The organism is Novipirellula galeiformis (assembly GCF_007860095.1).
Lineage (GTDB): Bacteria > Planctomycetota > Planctomycetia > Pirellulales > Pirellulaceae > Novipirellula > Novipirellula galeiformis.
In genome coordinates this window covers 102,336-121,072 of record NZ_SJPT01000011.1, presented here as the reverse complement: position 1 = coordinate 121,072, position 18,737 = coordinate 102,336, and the positions used below count along the sequence as shown (strand labels likewise).

The 18,737-nt window shown below is 57.7% G+C and carries 9 protein-coding genes; 4 read left to right on the top strand and 5 right to left on the bottom strand.

What is annotated here, in order from left to right:
* Positions 1-50 precede the first annotated feature (50 nt).
* Positions 51-3,149, top strand: a complete 3,099-nt coding sequence (locus Pla52o_RS23400; RefSeq protein WP_231612599.1) for a PVC-type heme-binding CxxCH protein — start codon at positions 51-53, stop codon at positions 3,147-3,149.
* Positions 3,150-3,316: 167 nt separating this feature from the next.
* Here Pla52o_RS23400 and Pla52o_RS23395 read toward each other — a convergent pair whose 3' ends face one another.
* Complete coding sequence (locus tag Pla52o_RS23395; RefSeq protein ID WP_146597046.1) at positions 3,317-4,012, bottom strand: orotidine 5'-phosphate decarboxylase / HUMPS family protein; 696 nt, start codon at positions 4,010-4,012, stop codon at positions 3,317-3,319.
* A 528-nt stretch (positions 4,013-4,540) separates the two neighbouring features.
* Here Pla52o_RS23395 and ggt point away from each other — a divergent pair.
* Positions 4,541-6,319, top strand: a complete 1,779-nt coding sequence (gene ggt, locus Pla52o_RS23390) for a gamma-glutamyltransferase (RefSeq protein ID WP_146597045.1) — start codon at positions 4,541-4,543, stop codon at positions 6,317-6,319.
* 925 nt (positions 6,320-7,244) lie between these two features.
* On the opposite strand, the gene Pla52o_RS23385 is transcribed toward ggt, so the two are convergent.
* From Pla52o_RS23385 to Pla52o_RS23375, 3 genes are all read right to left on the bottom strand, one after another.
* Complete coding sequence (locus Pla52o_RS23385) at positions 7,245-7,970, bottom strand: NYN domain-containing protein (protein ID WP_146597044.1); 726 nt, start codon at positions 7,968-7,970, stop codon at positions 7,245-7,247.
* Between the two features lie 659 nt (positions 7,971-8,629).
* Positions 8,630-9,499, bottom strand: a complete 870-nt coding sequence (locus tag Pla52o_RS23380) for a hypothetical protein (RefSeq protein WP_146597043.1) — start codon at positions 9,497-9,499, stop codon at positions 8,630-8,632.
* An 814-nt stretch (positions 9,500-10,313) separates the two neighbouring features.
* Entirely contained in the window at positions 10,314-13,976 is a 3,663-nt protein-coding gene (locus Pla52o_RS23375) for an exo-rhamnogalacturonan lyase family protein (protein ID WP_146597042.1), read from the bottom strand.
* 498 nt (positions 13,977-14,474) lie between these two features.
* Here Pla52o_RS23375 and Pla52o_RS23370 point away from each other — a divergent pair, with 498 nt between their 5' ends.
* Positions 14,475-16,823, top strand: a complete 2,349-nt coding sequence (locus Pla52o_RS23370; RefSeq protein ID WP_231612598.1) for a glutamine synthetase III family protein — start codon at positions 14,475-14,477, stop codon at positions 16,821-16,823.
* Between the two features lie 171 nt (positions 16,824-16,994).
* Here Pla52o_RS23370 and Pla52o_RS23365 read toward each other — a convergent pair whose 3' ends face one another.
* A complete protein-coding gene (locus Pla52o_RS23365; protein ID WP_231612597.1) occupies positions 16,995-17,489 on the bottom strand; it encodes a cell division protein FtsH in 495 nt (164 codons plus the stop codon).
* Positions 17,490-17,570: 81 nt separating this feature from the next.
* On the opposite strand from Pla52o_RS23365, the gene Pla52o_RS23360 reads away from it, so the two are divergent.
* On the top strand, positions 17,571-18,611 hold the full coding sequence (locus Pla52o_RS23360; RefSeq protein ID WP_146597041.1) for a galactitol-1-phosphate 5-dehydrogenase: 1,041 nt from the start codon (positions 17,571-17,573) through the stop codon (positions 18,609-18,611).
* Positions 18,612-18,737 lie beyond the last annotated feature (126 nt).

The window sequence follows — 18,737 nt, the reverse complement described above, 5'->3', positions numbered from 1 at the left end:
CGATTCCTCAACGACCCCTCCATCCCCTTCCCCGTCGCGTGTGACTTTCGATGCAATCACCTCATCGCAAACTGAGTTTTGCTGCGCTTGCGAACCCTTTTCGACCTCGCTTCACGCTTGCCTTTGTGTTGGCCAGCCTGACGACTTGTGCTGCCGCACAGGAGCCCGCCGCCGCACCGGCTGCTGAGAATCCTATTGCTGGTAATGCCGAAGTCGCGGAAATCATGCGGACTCGTCCCGGCCGCGGGGTGATGCGAGACGACTCGCAACCGACTCCGGTCGATGTGGCGGTGACCAAGTTCGACGTTCTCGAGGGGCTGAAGATCGAAGCCGTCGCGGCGGAACCCGACGTCTCCCAGCCGTTGTTCGTGTCGTGGGACTCGCGCGGCCGGATGTGGGTGGTCCAGTACCGCCAATACCAATTCCCCGCGGGCTTGAAGATCGTTCGTTACGACCAACACTTGCGCGCCGTCTTTGACCGCGTTCCCGAGCCACCGCCACACGGCACCCCGGGCGCCGACAAGATCACGGTCTTCGAAGACACCGATGGAGACGGCGTCTATGACACCAACAAAGACGTGATCACCGGCCTCAATATCGCCTCGGCCGTGCAAGTCGGTCACGGTGGAATTTGGGTTTTGAATCCTCCCTACTTATTGTTCTATCCCGATGCCGATCAAGACGATGTGCCCGATGCGGAGCCCGAAGTCCATCTGTCGGGATTCGGATTGCAAGACACCCACTCGGTTGCCAATAGCTTGACCTGGGGCCCCGACGGATGGCTCTACGGTTGCAACGGCAGCACGACCGGCGGCGACGTCAGCTCCGCGGTCACCAAGGGAGTTCGCTTTCAAGGCCAGTGTGTTTGGCGCTACCATCCCGACACCAAAGTGTTTGAAATCTACGCCGAAGGGGGTGGCAACACCTTTAGCTTGGACATCGATTCGAAGGGCCGCGTCTTCACCGGCACCAACGGTGGCAACACGCGTGGCTACTATTTCCCACAAGGCAGTTACAGCGAAAAAACCTGGGGTAAACATGGTCCGCTCACCAATCCCTATGCTTTCGGATACTTTCGCGCGATGAAGTTCGAAGGAGACGGACGCCGGTTCCCGCAAGCGTTCTGTATTTACGAAGGAGGCCTGCTGCCAGCGGAATTCAACGAAAACATCATTGCCCCCAATTCGCTGCACAATCTAGTTTGGCAAAGCAAGCGGATTCCCGATGGATCGACCTATCGAACCGTCGACTCCCCGAACTTGGCCGAGACTTCCGATCGCTGGTTTCGTCCCGTCTATGCAGGCGTGGGCCCCGACGGTGCCGTCTACATGGCCGATTGGTACGACAGTCGGCTCAGCCACGTTAGCCCGGTCGATGATTGGCATAAAGAGAGCGGACGCGTTTACCGCGTCGTCCCCGAAGACAAGACAGCGAACTACCAACAAGGCGACCTCAGCCGCGCCGATAATTCCACGTTGATGGGCCTCTTTGCTCATGAAAACAAGTGGGTGCGGCAACGAGCGGCGCTCGAATTGGGTTGGCGAGCCGACCCGTCGGTGGCCGACTCGCTGATCAAACTTATCGATGAACAAGCGTCGCTCGAGGCGCTATGGGCACTGAACTTGATCGGCAAATTCGATCACGACCTCGCCACACGCTGGATTTCTCACTCTGATGCCCACATTCGCCGCTGGGTCGTCCGACTACTCGGAGATCGACACGAAGATCACAGCGGATTGATCGCAATGGCCGCGAATGAGCCCGACGTGCAAGTTCGCAGCCAATTGGCCGCGACCGCGAAACGACTCTCCCCCGAAGTCGGGCTGGGAATCATTGCGGCGCTGCTGCGGCACGAGGACGATGCTAACGACCCGCACATGCCGTTGATGAATTGGTGGGCGATCGAAGCCCATGTCGATGCGTGGCCCGCGATTGAAAAAATGTTCGCCGACAAAACTTTGTGGGATACCACGATCGTTAAACAAACCGTTTTGCAACGCTTGGTGCAACGTTACGCATCGGCCGGCGGCGAGGAAAACCTGCAGCATTGTGGGCAATTGATTGCGATGGCCCCAGACGACGCGTCGCGATCGCAATTGATTCAAGGGATCGACCTGGCGTTCCAAGGACGTGCGATTCCCCAGTTGCCCGAATCGCTCGACAAGGCGCTTGCCGACTACAAGGCGTCGATTGGTGAATCCGATCTGATCTTGTCGCTGCGTCGTGGCGATGCCAAGGCGATCACCGAAGCGATCGCTTTGCTCACGAGTCCACAATCCGATTTACCGCTGGCGATCGAAGCGGCGAACGTGTTCGGCGAAATCCATCACGCTCCGGCGGCAAAAGCGTTGCTCGCCCTGGCGACAGGAAGCCGAACCTCCGAGCCCGCACTGCAGCGGGTTGCGATCGCCTCGCTTCGCCAATACGACACCCCATCGATTGGCACGGTGCTATTGGCATCGTTCGGAAGCCGGATCTCCGAAGAGCATGGTTTGCGTGCCGCAGCATGCCGGACCCTCGCCTCACGTCCGGTTTGGGCCCTGCAATTGCTCAAAGAGTTGACCGAGTGGCGACTCAAACGCGATCAAGTTCCCTACGATGTGATTCAACAACTTCGCACCTACGAGGATCCTGAAATCGCCGAACAGGTCGAAGCGGTCTTTGGCCCCATTTCAGCAACCGCGACGCCAGAGCAAATCGCAGAAACCAAACGCCTGCGCGACATGCTCGCAGCGGAGGCGGGACATGCCGATGCAGGCAAGGCGATCTTCACCAAGGCGTGTGGTGTTTGCCACCAATTGTTTGGTGAAGGCGGCAAGATCGGGCCGCCGCTAGACGGATACGAACGGGGTAAAATTGGTTTCTGGGTCGATTCGATCGTGTTGCCAAACCTTGAGATTCGCGAAGGTTATCAGTCCTACCTGGTGCTGACCGACGATGGTCGCGCAATCAATGGGATTATCGCCGAGCAGACGCCGACCACGGTCACGCTACGCAATGCTGATAACCAAAACACGACGATCGCCCGTGACGAAATCGAAACGTTACAGGCGTTGCCGACCTCATTGATGCCCACGGATCTGCTCAAAGACCTCAGTGACGAACAGATCCGCGACCTGTACGCCTACCTATCGCTCGGCGCTAAGTAGGCCATGGTCGTTGATTGTCGTTGATCGCTCCCGCGATCAATACGCAACCAGCGCTGGTCTTCCCACCTTCGATCCCAGGCTCCTGTCTGGGAACTCCACCGACTCGCAGGCGTGCAGCCTGCTGAGTCGCTCCGGGCAACAGCATCAGCCACTCCACTCCCCAATCTTCAATCGCCCACCCGTTGCGAGTGCACCGCATCGCAGATCAAGCGTAGCGACGACTCCAGATCGCCATCGGCGGTTTTGAACGAGTCGGCGTCGATCGTCAGCGGGGCGCCCAGCACAACCAAGGGCGCGCCGTAAGCCGGGCACTGAATCGCTTGCTCTAAACTCAGCCCACCGACCGCTTGCACCGGCACTTTGACCGCTTCACAAACTTCGCGAAGTTGGTCCAGCGGACTTGGCATGCGCTGGCCTCGGGCGGCGATCCCACGACGTTCATCAAAGCCGATGTGATGGATAACAAAGTCACAGCCGAGATCCTCCAACCATTTCGCACCGGCGACCATGTCATCGGAAACCATATTGTCACCCATCACTTGGACGCCAAAGTCCTTTCCGGCCTTGACCACACAACGGACGGTTTCCTCATGAGCGCGAGCCATCACGACGACATGGGTCGCGCCGGCACCGGCCATCATCTCGGCTTCCAAATAGCCACCGTCCATCGTCTTCAAATCCGCGACGATCGGCACATTAGGGAATTCGCTGCGCAGCGCGCGCACGCCGTGCAGTCCTTCGGCCAGGATCAGCGGCGTGCCGGCTTCGAGCCAATCGACGCCAGCGCGAATCGCCAAGTGCGCGGTCTCGATCGCCTCAGCGATATTGGTCAAGTCAAGTGAGATCTGAACGATGGGCTGCATAGCGGATCACAGGGAAGGGTGGAAATTGGAAACAGGAGTTTTCAGTTTAGGGGGTGCTGCGAGCACAGTGTTGCATGGTCCCCGAAAATTTGGCCGCACGCGACTCGCACGCCGAAGGCGTCGTAGAGAATAGCCGGCGGTCGAGCACAGCAAACACCGCCCCCGAAGGTCGGTCGTAGATCCATTATCGCTGGATGCGGCGACACCCCTCCAAACTCAACGATCATCGCTCAGATCGATGAATCGCAACTGACACTCGACCTACGGCTAATGTCCGCAATCCTTGCGGGATCCTTCTTGGTAACTAACATCGCGCGACCACGTTCGCGACTTTACATGATGGAACCGAAGCAGCCCGGACGCGGTGATCACACCACCAACGCAAACGTTTCGCCTATAACTATTAGAACCACTTGCCCATCGGAGGCAGCGTGATTTTCGGGCGCATGCGAGGACAGAAAATCCCACGTGGGAAGACAAACGAGTTGAGCACGGATGCGGCGAACTGCAACTAGACGGGGAATTCCAATGGGAACGAACGAGAGCTTGACCACGACTTTGACGGGGCAATTGAATCGACGCGCTGCGATCCGATGGACGTTGGCGGGACTGGCGAGCACCGCGGTCGGGAACCCCGCCGCTGCGGAAACAGCGACCAGTGACTCGCCGCAGGAGGATCTGTCGCGGTTACCACGACAAATCGATTCAACTTCGAAGCATCCTTATGCCGTCGCCACCGTGCATCCGCTCGCCACTCGCGCCGCGAAGAACGCGTTGGTGCGTGGCGGCAATGCGTTTGACGCGGCGATTGCCGCTGCGGTGATGCTTGGGGTGGTCGATGGGCACAACTCAGGCATCGGCGGTGGCTGTTTCATCCTCGCAAGATCCGCCGCAGGAGAATTGATCGCAATCGATGGACGTGAGACGGCACCTGGATTGGCGCATCGCGATATGTTCGTTCGCGATGGAGTCGTCGATACATCGGCGAGCAAAGTGGGGCCATTGGCGTCGGCGCTGCCTGGGCAAGTTCATGCGTTGTCGAAGCTGAGCCAATTGCACGGCCGAATCAGTTGGGAGGGGGGACTGCGTGAGGCTGCTCAAGTTGCACGTGAAGGATTCCCGATCGGAACCACCACGCACTCGGCGATCACGCGTGCGGCCAATCGACTGCGGCGTTTCCCCGCCAGCGCGTCACTGTTTCTGAGCGCCGAAGATAAGATTCCCAAGATCGGTGATCGATTGAGACAACCCGACCTGGCCCGTACCCTCGAGTCGCTTGCCAAGGACGGAACCGAGTGGTTTTACAAAGGCCCCTTTGCGATTCAATGCGACCGGTGGATGCGTGACCATGGCGGCTTGCTCCGAGCAGCGGACTTTGCCAACTACACCTCGTTGCAACGACAACCACTTCGCACCCGCTATCGGGATTGGCAAATCGTCGGATTCCCACCGCCGAGTTCGGGCGGAATTCACATCGCGCAAATGCTGATGATGTTGGAAGGGTTTGACGTCAAGTCGATCTTTGCCGAGAGTCCCATCGGCGGCCTACATTTGTTGACCGAAGTCCTGCGTCGCGCGTTTGCCGATCGCGCCCATTGGTTAGGAGATTCGGACTTCGCCGCGGTCCCCAAAGGCTTGCTTGATCCGCAATACTGCCGGGAACTGGCGGCCAGCATCGATCTGGATCGAGTCTCTCCGGTTGCCTCGCATGGCACGCCGCCTCAGGCCGAGAGTGATCTGTTCTCGCGTCAACACACCACGCACCTGACGACAGCCGACGTCGAGGGGAATTGGGTCGCGATCACAAGCACGGTCAATACGAGCTTTGGGAGCTGCGTTGTGATCCCCGGAACCGGCGTCGTCATGAACAATCAAATGGACGACTTCAGCATGTCTCCGGGCACGCCCAACTACTTTGGCTTGATCGGAGCGGAAGCCAATGCGATCGAAGCGGGAAAACGGCCGCTCTCGAGCATGAGTCCAACGATCGTGCTCGATGCGGCAGGGCAGCCGCGATTGACCTGTGGTGCTGCAGGCGGCCCCAGAATCATCAGCACCGTCTTGCAATGCATTGTTCGCGTTCTGGACCTGGGAATGACAGTCGAGCAAGCCTTGTCAGCACCGCGTGTGCATCACCAGTGGCGTCCCGATCGGTTGATGCTCGAACCACAGTGGGGAGCGTCCACCGCAGACCAACTTCGCGCACGGGGACACAAACTGTCCGCCCCCTTTCAGGTCGGCGTGGGCCAAGCGATCGAACAAGCGGAGCCAGGCGTCTTGTCCGCCGCAACGGACCCCCGCGTCTAGGCATGGTTGAAACCATTGCTTGCACTCGGGTAGCTCGCATCAGCATGCGATATCACCTTCTATTTCTTAATCCTAACCTTACTCTTAATCCTAATCTTCTCCGACTGGTGCCGGTCCGGCGCAGGCTTGCGCAGACGGGATTAAGATTATGAGTTGCTTGTTCAAGGACTTGAGGAAGCTGTATCGATTGGCGTTTACAGCAACGTCGCCATCGCGAGTGTGATCGACCGTAATCGGCCGGTCGGAACCGGCACTACTCGACGTGGCACCTTTTAATTCTTAATCATACTCTTAATCCTAATCTTCTCCGACTGGTGCCGGTCCGGCGCGGGCTTGCGCAGACGGGATTAAGATTACGAGTAAGATTAAGATTACGAGTTGCTTGGCCAAGGACTCGAGGAAGCGGTATCGATTGGCGTTTACAGCAACGTCGCCATCGCGAGCGTGACTGTTCAGCCCCAAGGGGGGCGGTCCTATGTCAGCCCAGGGCACAGCACAGCGCCGCCCTGGGGGGGCGGAACAGTTTACAAACCAAAGCCCCAACGGGGCGGCCCGAATCAACCACGGGTTTACGACCGCCCCGTTGGGGCTGCGTTAAAGAGTTGCTTGTTCAAGGACTCGGCGAAACCGTATCGATTGGCGTTTACAGCAACGTCGCCATCGCGGGCGTGACTGATCGAAATCGGCCGGTCGGAACCGGCACTACTCGACGTGGCCACCTTTTAATTCTTAATCATAATCTTACTCTTAATCCTAATCTTCTCCGACTGGTTCCGGTCCGGCGCAGGCTTGCGCAGACGGGATTAAGATTATGAGTTGCTTGGCCAAAGACTCGAGGAAGCCGTATCGATTGGCGTTTACAGCAACGTCGCCATCGCGAGCGTGACGGTTCGAAATCGGCCGGTCGGTACCGGCCCTACTCGACTCACTTTCGGAGCCTTACGTAAACGGCGGTTCGGCCAGCTTGCTTGCTCTTTTTGATTTCGAACAGATCGATCGCCTCAAACATGTCACTGAGTTTTGGAAAACCGTAGGTGCGGTGATTGAACGGTCCTTGGTTGGAAATGTAAGACCCTACGGGGCCAAGCGATGCCCAACCATCTTCGTCGGCTGCGTCCTTGACGGCCGACCGAAGCGTGTTGATCAGTTTGGTGTTTTGTTTTAGCGAGGAGAGCGAATTCTCCTTCTTCTTCTGCGGCGTTTTGCTGGTGTCGTCTTCGTCCAGATAGATGAAATGACTGCACGCCAACACGAAGGCCTCCGGCGATGTTTGTCGGCCGAATCCGATGACTTGCTTACCATCCTCTCGCAGCCGAAGAACCAGCGGGGTGAAGTCGCAGTCCGACGAAACCAGACCAAACGTATTGACCTGCTTGGTGTAGAGGATGTCCATGGCGTCGATCAGCAGCGACATGTCGGCCGCGTTTTTTCCTTTCACCAGGTCGAAACATTGTTTCGGGGCAATCGCATATTCATGCAGCACCTTGATCCAACCATCCAGCGCACGCTTGGTCCAGTTTCCATAGGCTTTTCGGATATTGACGACGCCGTAGGTGGCCAGTTCGGAGATGATGAAGTCGATCTTTGCGGCCGGCGCGTTGTCCGCATCAATCAGTAACGCAATGCTGTCGTCGAGACTGTTGTCAGGCATGAATGTCGATCACTCAAGGGAACGGTGAGCAAGGGAATGGGGCACAGCAAGAGGCGTAGACCGAAGCACGGCATGAAGGTCGCTGCGACAAACGTGTTGGGTGCCACCCCGCGGTCGATTATAGCGTCGGTCACGGCTGAAAAGTGGAGCACGCGATTTGTACCGTCAATCGCCAGATTAATAAGCAAAAGTAGGGCTGGTTCCCACCGTTCGTTCCTCTCCTTCCCCCGCTACACCGCTGTCGGAATCGGTTTCCTTGATTTTGTGTTCCGATTTCTTAACCTCCCATTTTTCAACCTGTCTTCCATCCACGACGCGGAGGCCGGCACGTTCGAATCGACCCCGTTCGCCTTTTCTTCGTCCTGCAATGCCAATCGAAAATCGAACACTTAGCCTGCCTCCGGCGAAGCCCTCCTCTACTGCATTAAGAATGTACGCCCGCTAACATCACCTTCTTTTCTTCCGTTGTGTCCCTCGTGCCCTTTCGTGGCCAGCCCATCTCCATAACCGCAACCTCCGATATCGTCGGCAAACTCTGGTCGTTCTGACACGTCCATTCGCTGGGTGGCATCGTCTTTTACTTTTCTAGCCACAACAGGGCACAAAGCTCACAAAGAAAACCAAACAGCCCCTCGAACCCCGCTCTGTAGGAACCGGTCCTACCTACTTCGCAGCAAGGCGTTGATCTCAGCTTTTGAATGAGAATGGTGACGTTTATCGGAAGTACAAAAATACCTCAGCTTCGGTAGATCAAGAAGCGGACGAAGGTCACCGCTAAGGATCTTCGTGTCCAAGATGACGAACTCTTCCAGCTGCGAACATCCTCGCAGAAACTCCAAGTCCTTAATGTCAGCACAACGATCAAGCGTCATCTTCTTAACGCTCTCCAATTGTCCAAGTTGATCGATGTCTTCGATCTTCTTACACAGCTCGAACTTAACTAGCTGCAAACTCCCGCCTGACAGAGAGGTGATATCGGCAATGCGGGTTAACTTCGCAAACCGGTAGAAATGCAGCGATTGCACATGCCGCTGCCGCTCAACTCCCTCGAGCGAAGTGATCGCAGACAAGTTCAATTCGAGGTGTTTTAGCGATGGAACCACCGGAAGGCAACTCAAATCAGAGCGGGGACACTTGTACTTAAAAAGCGTCAAATTCTCTAGTTGCTCGTTGCGTTCATCCGGACTCAATTGCGGCGACCACTCGGCGCTCAGCGTCCGCAGTTTCGAGAACTGGCCCAAATCCGGCGGACCTTTGTAGGTATCCAAAGTCAAGTACTGCAAGCCTTTGAGATACTGCAGCCCCGCCAGATCAATTCCTTTCCCATAACTGATAGCGACTGCCGTGATGTTGGGAAAGTCTCGTAAGAACTCAAGGTCCTTCTCCGCGTAACGGGACATTGCCGAAATATGAACGCCCGCGAGATCTCCCTTGGAAAGCCTGCGCAAACAGGCGTCCCAATGCTGCGAATCGATCGTAATCAAGTCACCGGCTGGGCAGTCGCAGATGTTAGGTTGCCAGTCGCTCATTGTTTTTTGCCACGTTAGTGTGCAATGGTTCCCCCGACCTAAATTGTGTCTTTACGTTTGGGTGATTTGATTCGATTTCGATTGATCGAGCTACCGCTTGCTTCATCAACCTGCATCCGGTGCACTCACGCGTCGATTATATCGTCGGCGGCACCTCAAAAGTTTTATCAGGCAATGAGGATCGTCGAATCGGCTATGGACTTGCGATTGACTACGAATGGATTTGGGCGTGACTGTTCAGCTCCAAGGGGGCGGCCCTATGTCAGCCCAGGGCAGAGCACAGCGCCGCCCTGGGGCAACGGAACACGTTTACGAACACAAAGCCCCAACGGGGCGGCCCGAATCAACCATGGGTTTAGGGCCGCCCCGTTGGGGCTGCAGGTCCCATTTCGGAAACAAAAAACCAGGGCTTCACCCTGGGCTGACACAGGACCGCCCCGTTGGGGCTGCGTTAAAGAGTTACTTGGCCAAGGATTCCACGAAGCAGTACCGATTGGCTTTTTCAGCAACATCGCCTTCGCGAGCACGACCGATCGAAATCGACCGGTGGGAACCGGCACTACTCGACGTAACCTCCTTCTATCTCTTAATCATAATCTTACTCTTAATCCTAATCTTCTCCGACTGGTTCCGGTCCGGCGCAGGCTTGCGCAGACGGGATTAAGATTATGAGTAAGATTAAGATTACGAGTTGCTTGGCCAAGGACTCGAGGAAGCTGTATCGGCTGGCGTTTACAGCAACATCATCATCGCCGACGTGACCGATCGAAATTGGCCGGTCGGAACCGGCCCTACCCGACTCCCCCGATTCGAGCTACTGCAGCGGAAGTCCACCGATCAACATGGAATGTAACTGAACGCCACTGTTCTCGGGAAAACGGATTTCGATCTGGTGCTCTCCTGCGTCAAACGTCAGTTCTTCAGGAAGCGAAAACCATTTCCAACTACTGCTGTCAACATCGAGCTTGATCGCTTCGCCTCCATCAACAATGACTTGCATCGGCGCCGCCGAGCCCGCTTCGTCGGAGGCGTTGGCGGGATTCCGGGCCCGTAAACGGACCGGATACGAGGCGGATTCGGGGACATTGACGGTAAAGGTGGCTGTGCCTGCTTTCACGCCGGAGGCGGTGGCGAGGAACTTCCACCCATCAAGTAGATCTTCATCGATGAGCTCAACGGCACCGCTGCGTTTGGCGTCTTCCGCTTCGACCAACGACCACAGATAAGTATCGCGCGACTGCGGTGCATCGGCGGGCACGAGATTGACATCGTCGAGATAAAGGGTGGCTTCGACGGGCTCTTTAGTATGAGTGCCGACGGCGATGTAAGCGGCATCGGTCCCTGCGGGAACCGTGAACTCGGTCTGCAGTAGTTGCCATTCGCCGAGCCGCGTCAGGTCGTAGGGCTCGGTCGGGAACGATTGCCGCGTCCGGCCTCGGCTGCGCGTGGAAAGTCGCGCGGTCGGGGCAGGCGCACCCTCACTGATTTGGTCGATCCGTAGCCACAGAAGCAGACGCATTTTTTTACCGGGTCTAAGCGTCAGGATCTCCCACGGGGGGCCGCTGGCGTAACGTGTCACGACATATTCGTTCTGTTTGTCGCTGCGGCCTGAGATCTTGGCGGCTCCGACGCCACTGTGACGAATTTCGCTGCTATGGGTCAATTTCAAGCCGGGACGGGCCACCCAACCGTCGGTGTGCTGTTCGAAATCAGGATTCGGCACGGCACTGGGCAGAATTCCCCGCGTAGGGTCCAGTGCGGCTTCGACATTACGATGGTACTCCTCGGCGAGCGTAGGCCCGGGAAAATGCGCCATCTCATCGAGCGCGAACGGTGCCGAACAAGTGGTGTAGGCGAGCGACTTGCCGCGGGTTGCCGTGCCCGCAGCGATCATGCCCCGCAGAAACGTCTCCTGCGCCACCCGCATCAAATTTCTGTCGCGGGATTGGTTGGCCGCAAAGGCGAGTCCATTGGCAATAATCAGCGGACTGGTCGACGCGACACCTGTCAGCGGGCACGAGGTGTAGCGAAAATTACCGGACTTCGCATCGTACAGATTATCCACCAGCCAACGAGCGATATTCACGATCCGTTGTGCGATCTCCTCGTCACCGGTCGCGAGATAATAGTATTTGAGGGACGTCATCATCACGCCGGCCATGAATCCCGCTTCGCCGTAATGGGGTTCCTCGCAATTGCAGTGACCGCGGCTGAGTTTGTGCACCCACAATCCCGCTTGGGGGTCGGCCTTCTCCTGGACCTCTTCATAGATCAAGTGCATCGCATTGAGGTAATAAGGATCCTGGGTGGCGAAGTAGGATGACATCGCGATGATGCCCATCCAACCGGGAACGCGGGCGTTGCCGTAGCGGAAGTCGATGGTGTTCGGCCCGGCCAGCCAGTCGCCCAACTGCAACGCGGAACGACGGACCTGTTGATCTCCCGTCAGCAGCCAATAGGCGAGATTGCCTTGATTCCACATGTGCCCTTCGTTTTCGGCGTAGCCCTGAGCGTAGATCGACATCCCCATGTAATCGCGGGGATAGTAGCCGCCGGTGTGTCCCATGCAGTGAACCCAGGCTTGTCCGACCCGCCGGGCGTTACCGGGACCGGCCTTTTGTCCGGCCGCAAAGTGCACGACGTCGACGTCGGCATTGTGGCGGGCGGCGTCCTCGGCGACATCAAAAAAGCGTTTGTCGGCGGTGCGAAAATACTGGGTCAGCATGGCGTTTTGCAGATCGTATTCGATGTTCCCCCAGTTGCCGCCTCGCTCGCCCCACCAGTCGCCGAAGTTCATCAGTCCATACCAGTTGTTTTCCTCACGCTGCGCGACGTAGCCGTCGGTATCGTCGGCAAGCATTTTGTCATAGGCCGAAAACTCCGGTGCATTCTGGGCCGCCAGACCCGCCAGTGCCCCCGAACCGAGATACCAGTCCGGTGAAGCCGTTACCAGCAGCGGTTCGTTCACGCGGCCCTCGATTTCATCCCACTGGACCTCGCCCGTCGAGGGACCGATTAAAAGTTCGTGCCGTTTTTCAAATCCAGAGCGGAACGTGTAGTTCCCGTCACGCAGATAGAAGTAAAGGACGTGCTCGTTGGGCCGATTCGCGTAGCGGTCCTCGGAGTCAATCGCAGGGTAGAGCCCCAGCGCCAGAGCCCCTCTTTCAGCGGTGATCGCCTTGGGCCACTGCTGCCAGAAATCTCGCACCGCGACGGTCAACTTGCCTGAAGTCGCCAGCCCGGGCGAACGAGTTCCGGTGCCGCCCGAGGGCAACGAGAAGGCATCGCTCTCGTGCTGAAAAAGACGTTCACCAGGAGCAAGCGAGTGTTTTTTGTTTTCATCGATCGCGACACGAGCTCCCTCCGTTTCGGTGCCGAAAACGAGATCCAGCGAGCGGAACGATTTCATCTCGTCGCCATACTTCATGTCCGCCGACACGATGTCGTGCTGCAGAATGTGATCGACGCGGACATAGGGATCCCCTGCGTGAAGAAAGTACCGCAACTCGAAGCCAAACAGCGGCTCGCCCGCTTCGTCGAGATGATGCCCACGAGTCAGAATCACGACCCTTTGCGGCCCGCTCTCCTCCACCGTGCCGCTCTCGACTTTGCCCATGAAGACGCGTCCGTCGGTGCTGGTCAAACGGGACTGGGGCAGTTGACTGAGCAGTCCGTTGGCGGTTTCGATGGTGCCGAGACCGGTTTTGCGGTCCATCACAAAACGAGTTTTCCCGGTATCCACCACCATCGAGTTGCCGCTTTCCTGCAGCAAGGATTTAGCGGAATCCGTCGCCGGTTTGACGTCACCACCAAAGGCAAGCGTGAGATTTTTGGTCTGATTGGCCTTCAGCTCGACCCGCCCGCTGACGAGTAGCCATTTCACCGTGCGATCAGGCCAGCGGACCAGCGCGCGGCATTGCGCGGCGATCGCGTTTTTCCCATCCAAGAGTGCAACGCTATCCGGATGGCCGAGCGCCCCTTGCGGGATCGGCAAACCAAACGTGACCGGTTCATTGCGAGCGACGCCGGCCGTTTCTCGCACGGTCAGGGGAACCTCCGTTCGCTTTCCGGATCCGGCGGGAAAGGGTTTCGGCGGTGCCACTTCGATGACGTCCGACGAAAAGCCCCGCTCTCCGGCCGTGCCATGAACTTGGATGAAATGGGGCTGTCCGATCGTCGCAGCAACATCGAATCGGTGGTTGCGCAGGGCTTCGATTTCAGGCCTGCCCGCTTTGAGTGCTGCGGCCGAGGGACCGCTCGTCACGTAACAGATCGCCGGTGCTGAGGTGGTGAAACGCACCTGCACATGCCAACGGGAACCCTCTTCGGCAAGCACCGCCTGCGTGCTGAGATGCTCGATCACGGGTGCTTGTGGAGAATCCTCGGCACCAGCTGACTTAACAGGACCTGGGATCCCCAAAAGTGAAAGCGACAAGACAACCGTGACAAAGACGGAATGGGGCGGGCAAAATTTCATGTTGATTGACTAAACGATGTAAGGATGAGATGAGGGAATCTCAAGAAGACTCAAAGGGGCAAATCCGAATGCGGCGGGCTGAAGCAGCTCAAATGAACCCGTAGGCGATTGCGAGCGGCGGGGCACGACATTCTACGTACGGAGCTCCGTCGTTGCAAAAACGATGCGATCCCAGACGAAGAGCCGCTGCTTTGATGAATCAAATCCCCAAACTCTGGCGGGGAACGACTCCTGGAACCTTTGTTTTCCCTAACACGTCAAGCATAGCTCGCGACGCCCATCGAAGCTCGCATCCTCCCGTCGAGATGCCCATTGATTAGGCAATCCATGCGCGCATTCAGGGCAACTCAAGCCTCTTCGGCGAACCACGCTCCCGCGGCAGCGTGCTCGGCAGGATGTTTTTTTACCGAGCCAAAACACCGTCAAATACGAGTAAACGGTTCCCTTTAGCGAGCCGTTTCCGCGTTCGATTTGCCGCTGGTTTGGGAGACGGGCACAATGTTTGCTATTGCTTTGCTATTTGCTGACACGCCAGGCAACTGGCTACCGCTCCCTCTTCACTTCCCATTTGCAATCCAGGAATCGATCATGAGCTCCACGCTGCCCCCCGAGACCAAGAGCACGCCGACACGTGGGCCAGTCAGCAACGGGCACGCATCCACGCCCCCTGCCACCACGGCGCGACTCGCGGCGATCGCGGCGGTGACGGGCCACCAATCCAGTGCCCCCTCGCTCGATTCCTCCGCCGTCCCGATGCAAGACCTGTTCTGTGCCAATGTGTTCAGCAAAAAGGTGATGCAGGAACGATTGCCCGAAGCGGTATTTCAATCGTTGATGAAGACAATCGAATCGGGTCAGAAACTCGATCACTCGTTGGCCGATGCGGCAGCCACCGCGATGAAAGAATGGGCGCTCGCCAAGGGCGCGACCCATTACGCCCACGTCTTCTATCCGCTAACCGGGGCTACGGCCGAGAAACACGACAGCTTCCTTAGCCCCGACGGCAAGGGTGGCGCGATCGCCGAGTTCAGTGGCAGTCAATTGATCCAAGGGGAACCGGACGGTTCGAGCTTTCCCACCGGCGGCATTCGACAAACGTTCGAAGCGCGTGGCTACACGATCTGGGACGTCACGAGCCCCGCCTACATCCTGGAAAACCGCAACGGAAAAACGCTCTGTATTCCGACGGCGTTTGTGTCATGGACGGGAGAGGCGTTGGACAAGAAGACGCCGGTATTGCGATCGATGCAGGCGTTGAACCAACAAACCCAGCGGATCTTGAAATTGTTCGGGCACCACGATGGCGCCTTCGTCGCCTCGACCGCGGGTCCCGAGCAAGAGTACTTCTTGATCGACCGTCATTTCTACTACGCACGCCCCGATCTGATCAACGCAGGCCGAACGCTGTTTGGTGCCAAGCCGCCCAAGGGTCAAGAATTCGACGATCACTACTTCGGCGCGATCCCCGAACGCGTGCTGGCGTTCATGATGGAAACCGAACGCGAGTTATTCAAATTGGGCGTGCCCGTCAAGACGCGGCACAACGAGGTCGCGCCGGGCCAGTATGAAATCGCACCGATGTTCGAATCAGCAAATCTGGCGACCGATCATCAACAATTGCTAGTGACCACGCTGAAGCGAATGGCGGAAAAGCATGGCATGACTTGCTTGATGCACGAGAAACCGTTCGCCGGCGTCAATGGTTCGGGCAAGCATGTGAATTGGTCGCTCGGCAGTCGCTCGCAGGGGAACCTAATGGATCCTGGCGACACCCCTCACGACAACGCACAATTTTTGGTGTTCTGTGCCGCAGTGATTCGCGCCGTCTACAAGCACCAAGGCTTGCTGCGAGCGGTCGTAGCTTCGGCCAGCAACGACCATCGCTTGGGAGCCAACGAAGCGCCACCCGCGATCATGTCGGTGTTCTTGGGCGACCAATTGACCGACGTGTTCGAGCAGATCAAGGCGGGGGGCGCGAACTCTTCGATCAAACGAGGCACGCTCACCGTCGGGGTGGATGTCTTGCCACCGCTGCCGAAAGACGCCGGGGATCGCAATCGCACCAGCCCCTTTGCGTTCACAGGCAACCGCTTTGAGTTCCGTGCGGTCGGCTCAAATCAATCAATCGCGGGACCGTTGGTCGCGATGAATACGATCGTGGCCGAGTCGATTGACTACTGCGCGACGAAATTGGAAGCGGCGACGCAAGGCAAGCCCGAATCGTTGCACGGCGCCATTCAAACGTTGTTGGCGGAGATCATGAACGAGTGCTCGTGCATTATCTTTAATGGCGATGGCTATTCCGACGCTTGGCATGATGAAGCGGAGCGTTTGGGCTTGTTGAACCTGAAGTCAACTCCCGATGCATTGCCCAGCTTGGAAGCCCCCGAGGTAACCGAGATGTTCCAAAAGTACGGAGTCTTGTCGCCTCGCGAGCTAGCAAGTCGATTGGAAACGTACTTGGAACAATATTGCATGTCGATCAAGGTCGAAGCGAATTTGACCTTTGACATCGCCAAGACCATGATCTTGCCCGCGGTGAATCGTTACCAGAACGAACTCGCTACGACCTGTGTCAACATGCAATCGCTGGGCTGCGAGCTTGACTCCGACGCCTTGGACGAGATCAGCTCGCTCCGCCAATCGCTGCAGCAGAACTTGGCGACCCTCTACAGCGCGATGAACGACGCGTTCGAAGGTAGCTCAACGGAACACGCCCAGCACTATGGCCGAGTGGTGTTGCCCGCCATGAACGCGGTTCGAGAAAGCGTCGATGCCCTCGAAGGCATTGTCGCCGATGACCTGTGGCCGCTACCGAAGTATCAAGAGATGTTGTTCATCAAATAGTTTCCCATCGAACCCTTTTCTTTCGCCAAACCACTGGTACCCGGTTGAGGGTACCAGTGGTTTTTCAATCGAGAGATCGCGGTTGACGTGTTGCGGGCTGGACGTGTTGCGGGCTAAAAGGGTGTCGTGCACGATTCATGGGGTGCCACCCGCTTTGTGCTGGGGCGCGGCTTAGCCGAGCCAGAACGACACGGCGGCGGCAACGTCCTCGTGCTCCAAGGCTTCGTGGGCGAGCAACTCGTCGGCGACGGCAGCGATCGCGGCCCACCAAGGATCCTGCTCCATCTTGCGATAGAGTTGCGCGATCAATTGCTCCAGAAAACGGACCTGTTGAACCGGGTCGGCAAAAACGCCCATCGATCGCTCACATGCTTGTTGCCAATCGCCCTGCCAAGGGCCGAAGTGGGCGGGATGTAGCCGCTCGCCGCGATAGACCATCTCGGCGACCGGCCCGGCTAAAATCGTCATCAATTCTCGCTGGCGTTGCCAATCACAGCCGGCATCGACGTGGCCCCAATTGACCAAGCAATCGCCGAAGCGGCGGGGTAAATCGTCGTCAATCATGCTATCGAGCCGCACTTCGTCGATCTGGGCTCCGAGCAGATAGCCAACGACCACATGCCCCGCCTCGTGGTAAGCGGTCAGAGTTTCATCGTCGTCGTTCAAAGTTGACTTCCTTGTGATAAACTGCGGCGGCCTGAATTCAAGTTCACGCCGCCCATCCATCACTCTGCGATCGAGACCCCCATGAAAGCGTTATTGTTAACCCAATACAAAGAGATGCAAGTCACCGACGTCGACGCGCCCGAGACGGGTCCGGACGACGTGCTCATTCAAGTCGAAGCGTGCGGCATCTGCGGCAGTGACATTCATGGCTACGACGGCAGCACCGGTCGCCGCATTCCGCCCTTGGTGATGGGGCACGAAGCGGCCGGCATTGTGATTGCCACGGGCAAGAATGTAACCGACTTGCCCGCCGGAACGCGAGTCACGTTTGACTCGATGGTTTCGTGCGGCGAATGCCATTTTTGTCGCCAAGGCGATGCCAACTTGTGCGATAACCGACGAGTGTTGGGCGTCTCGTGTGGCGAATATCGTCGTCATGGAGCGTTTGCGGAACAAATTTGCGTGCCGCGCCGCATCGTTTATACGTTGCCCGACACGTTGCCGTTTGAACACGCGGCGCTGGTGGAAGCCGTTTCGGTGGCCGTGCACGCGGCCAATGTGACCCAGGTGACGCTGGGGGACACCGCCGTGGTGGTGGGGGCGGGAATGATCGGGCTGCTGACGCTGCAAGCGATCCGGGCGGCGGGGGCTAGCCAAGTGATCGCGGTCGATTTGAACGACAAACGTTTGGCCGTCGCCAAACAACTCGGTGCCGATGTGGTGTTGCGTGGTGACCAAGTCGACGTCCCAGCGGAAGTCCGCAAATGGACCGGGGGACGCGGTGCGGATGTGGCCTTGGAAGTCGTCGGGGCGACGCCGACGATCCACACTGCGATCGAGTCGGTCCGCAAAGGCGGCAGCGTGACGTTGATCGGAAATGTGTCGCCCACCATCGAATTGCCTTTGCAATCGGTCGTGACGCGTGAGATCACGTTGCGAGGCACCTGTGGTTGCAATGGCGAGTACCCGCAATGCATCGATTTGATGAACCGAGGGATTATCCAAGTCGCACCTTTGATTACCGCCAAGATCTCATTAGACGAGGCCCCAGCGTGGTTCGAACGCTTGCACGCTGGCGATCCCGATCAGATGAAAGTCGTCGTGGAGCCGCAAAAACACTAAGCCTCCATCGGTTGCGTAAAAGTTTTGCAGTGTTCCGGGCCGAAGCCCCAGCAATTTGCCTCGTCTGGCCCAGCGGGCCAGATCTTGGTTGCCCACAAAACCAAGGGGCAACGGCCCGACCCTTCA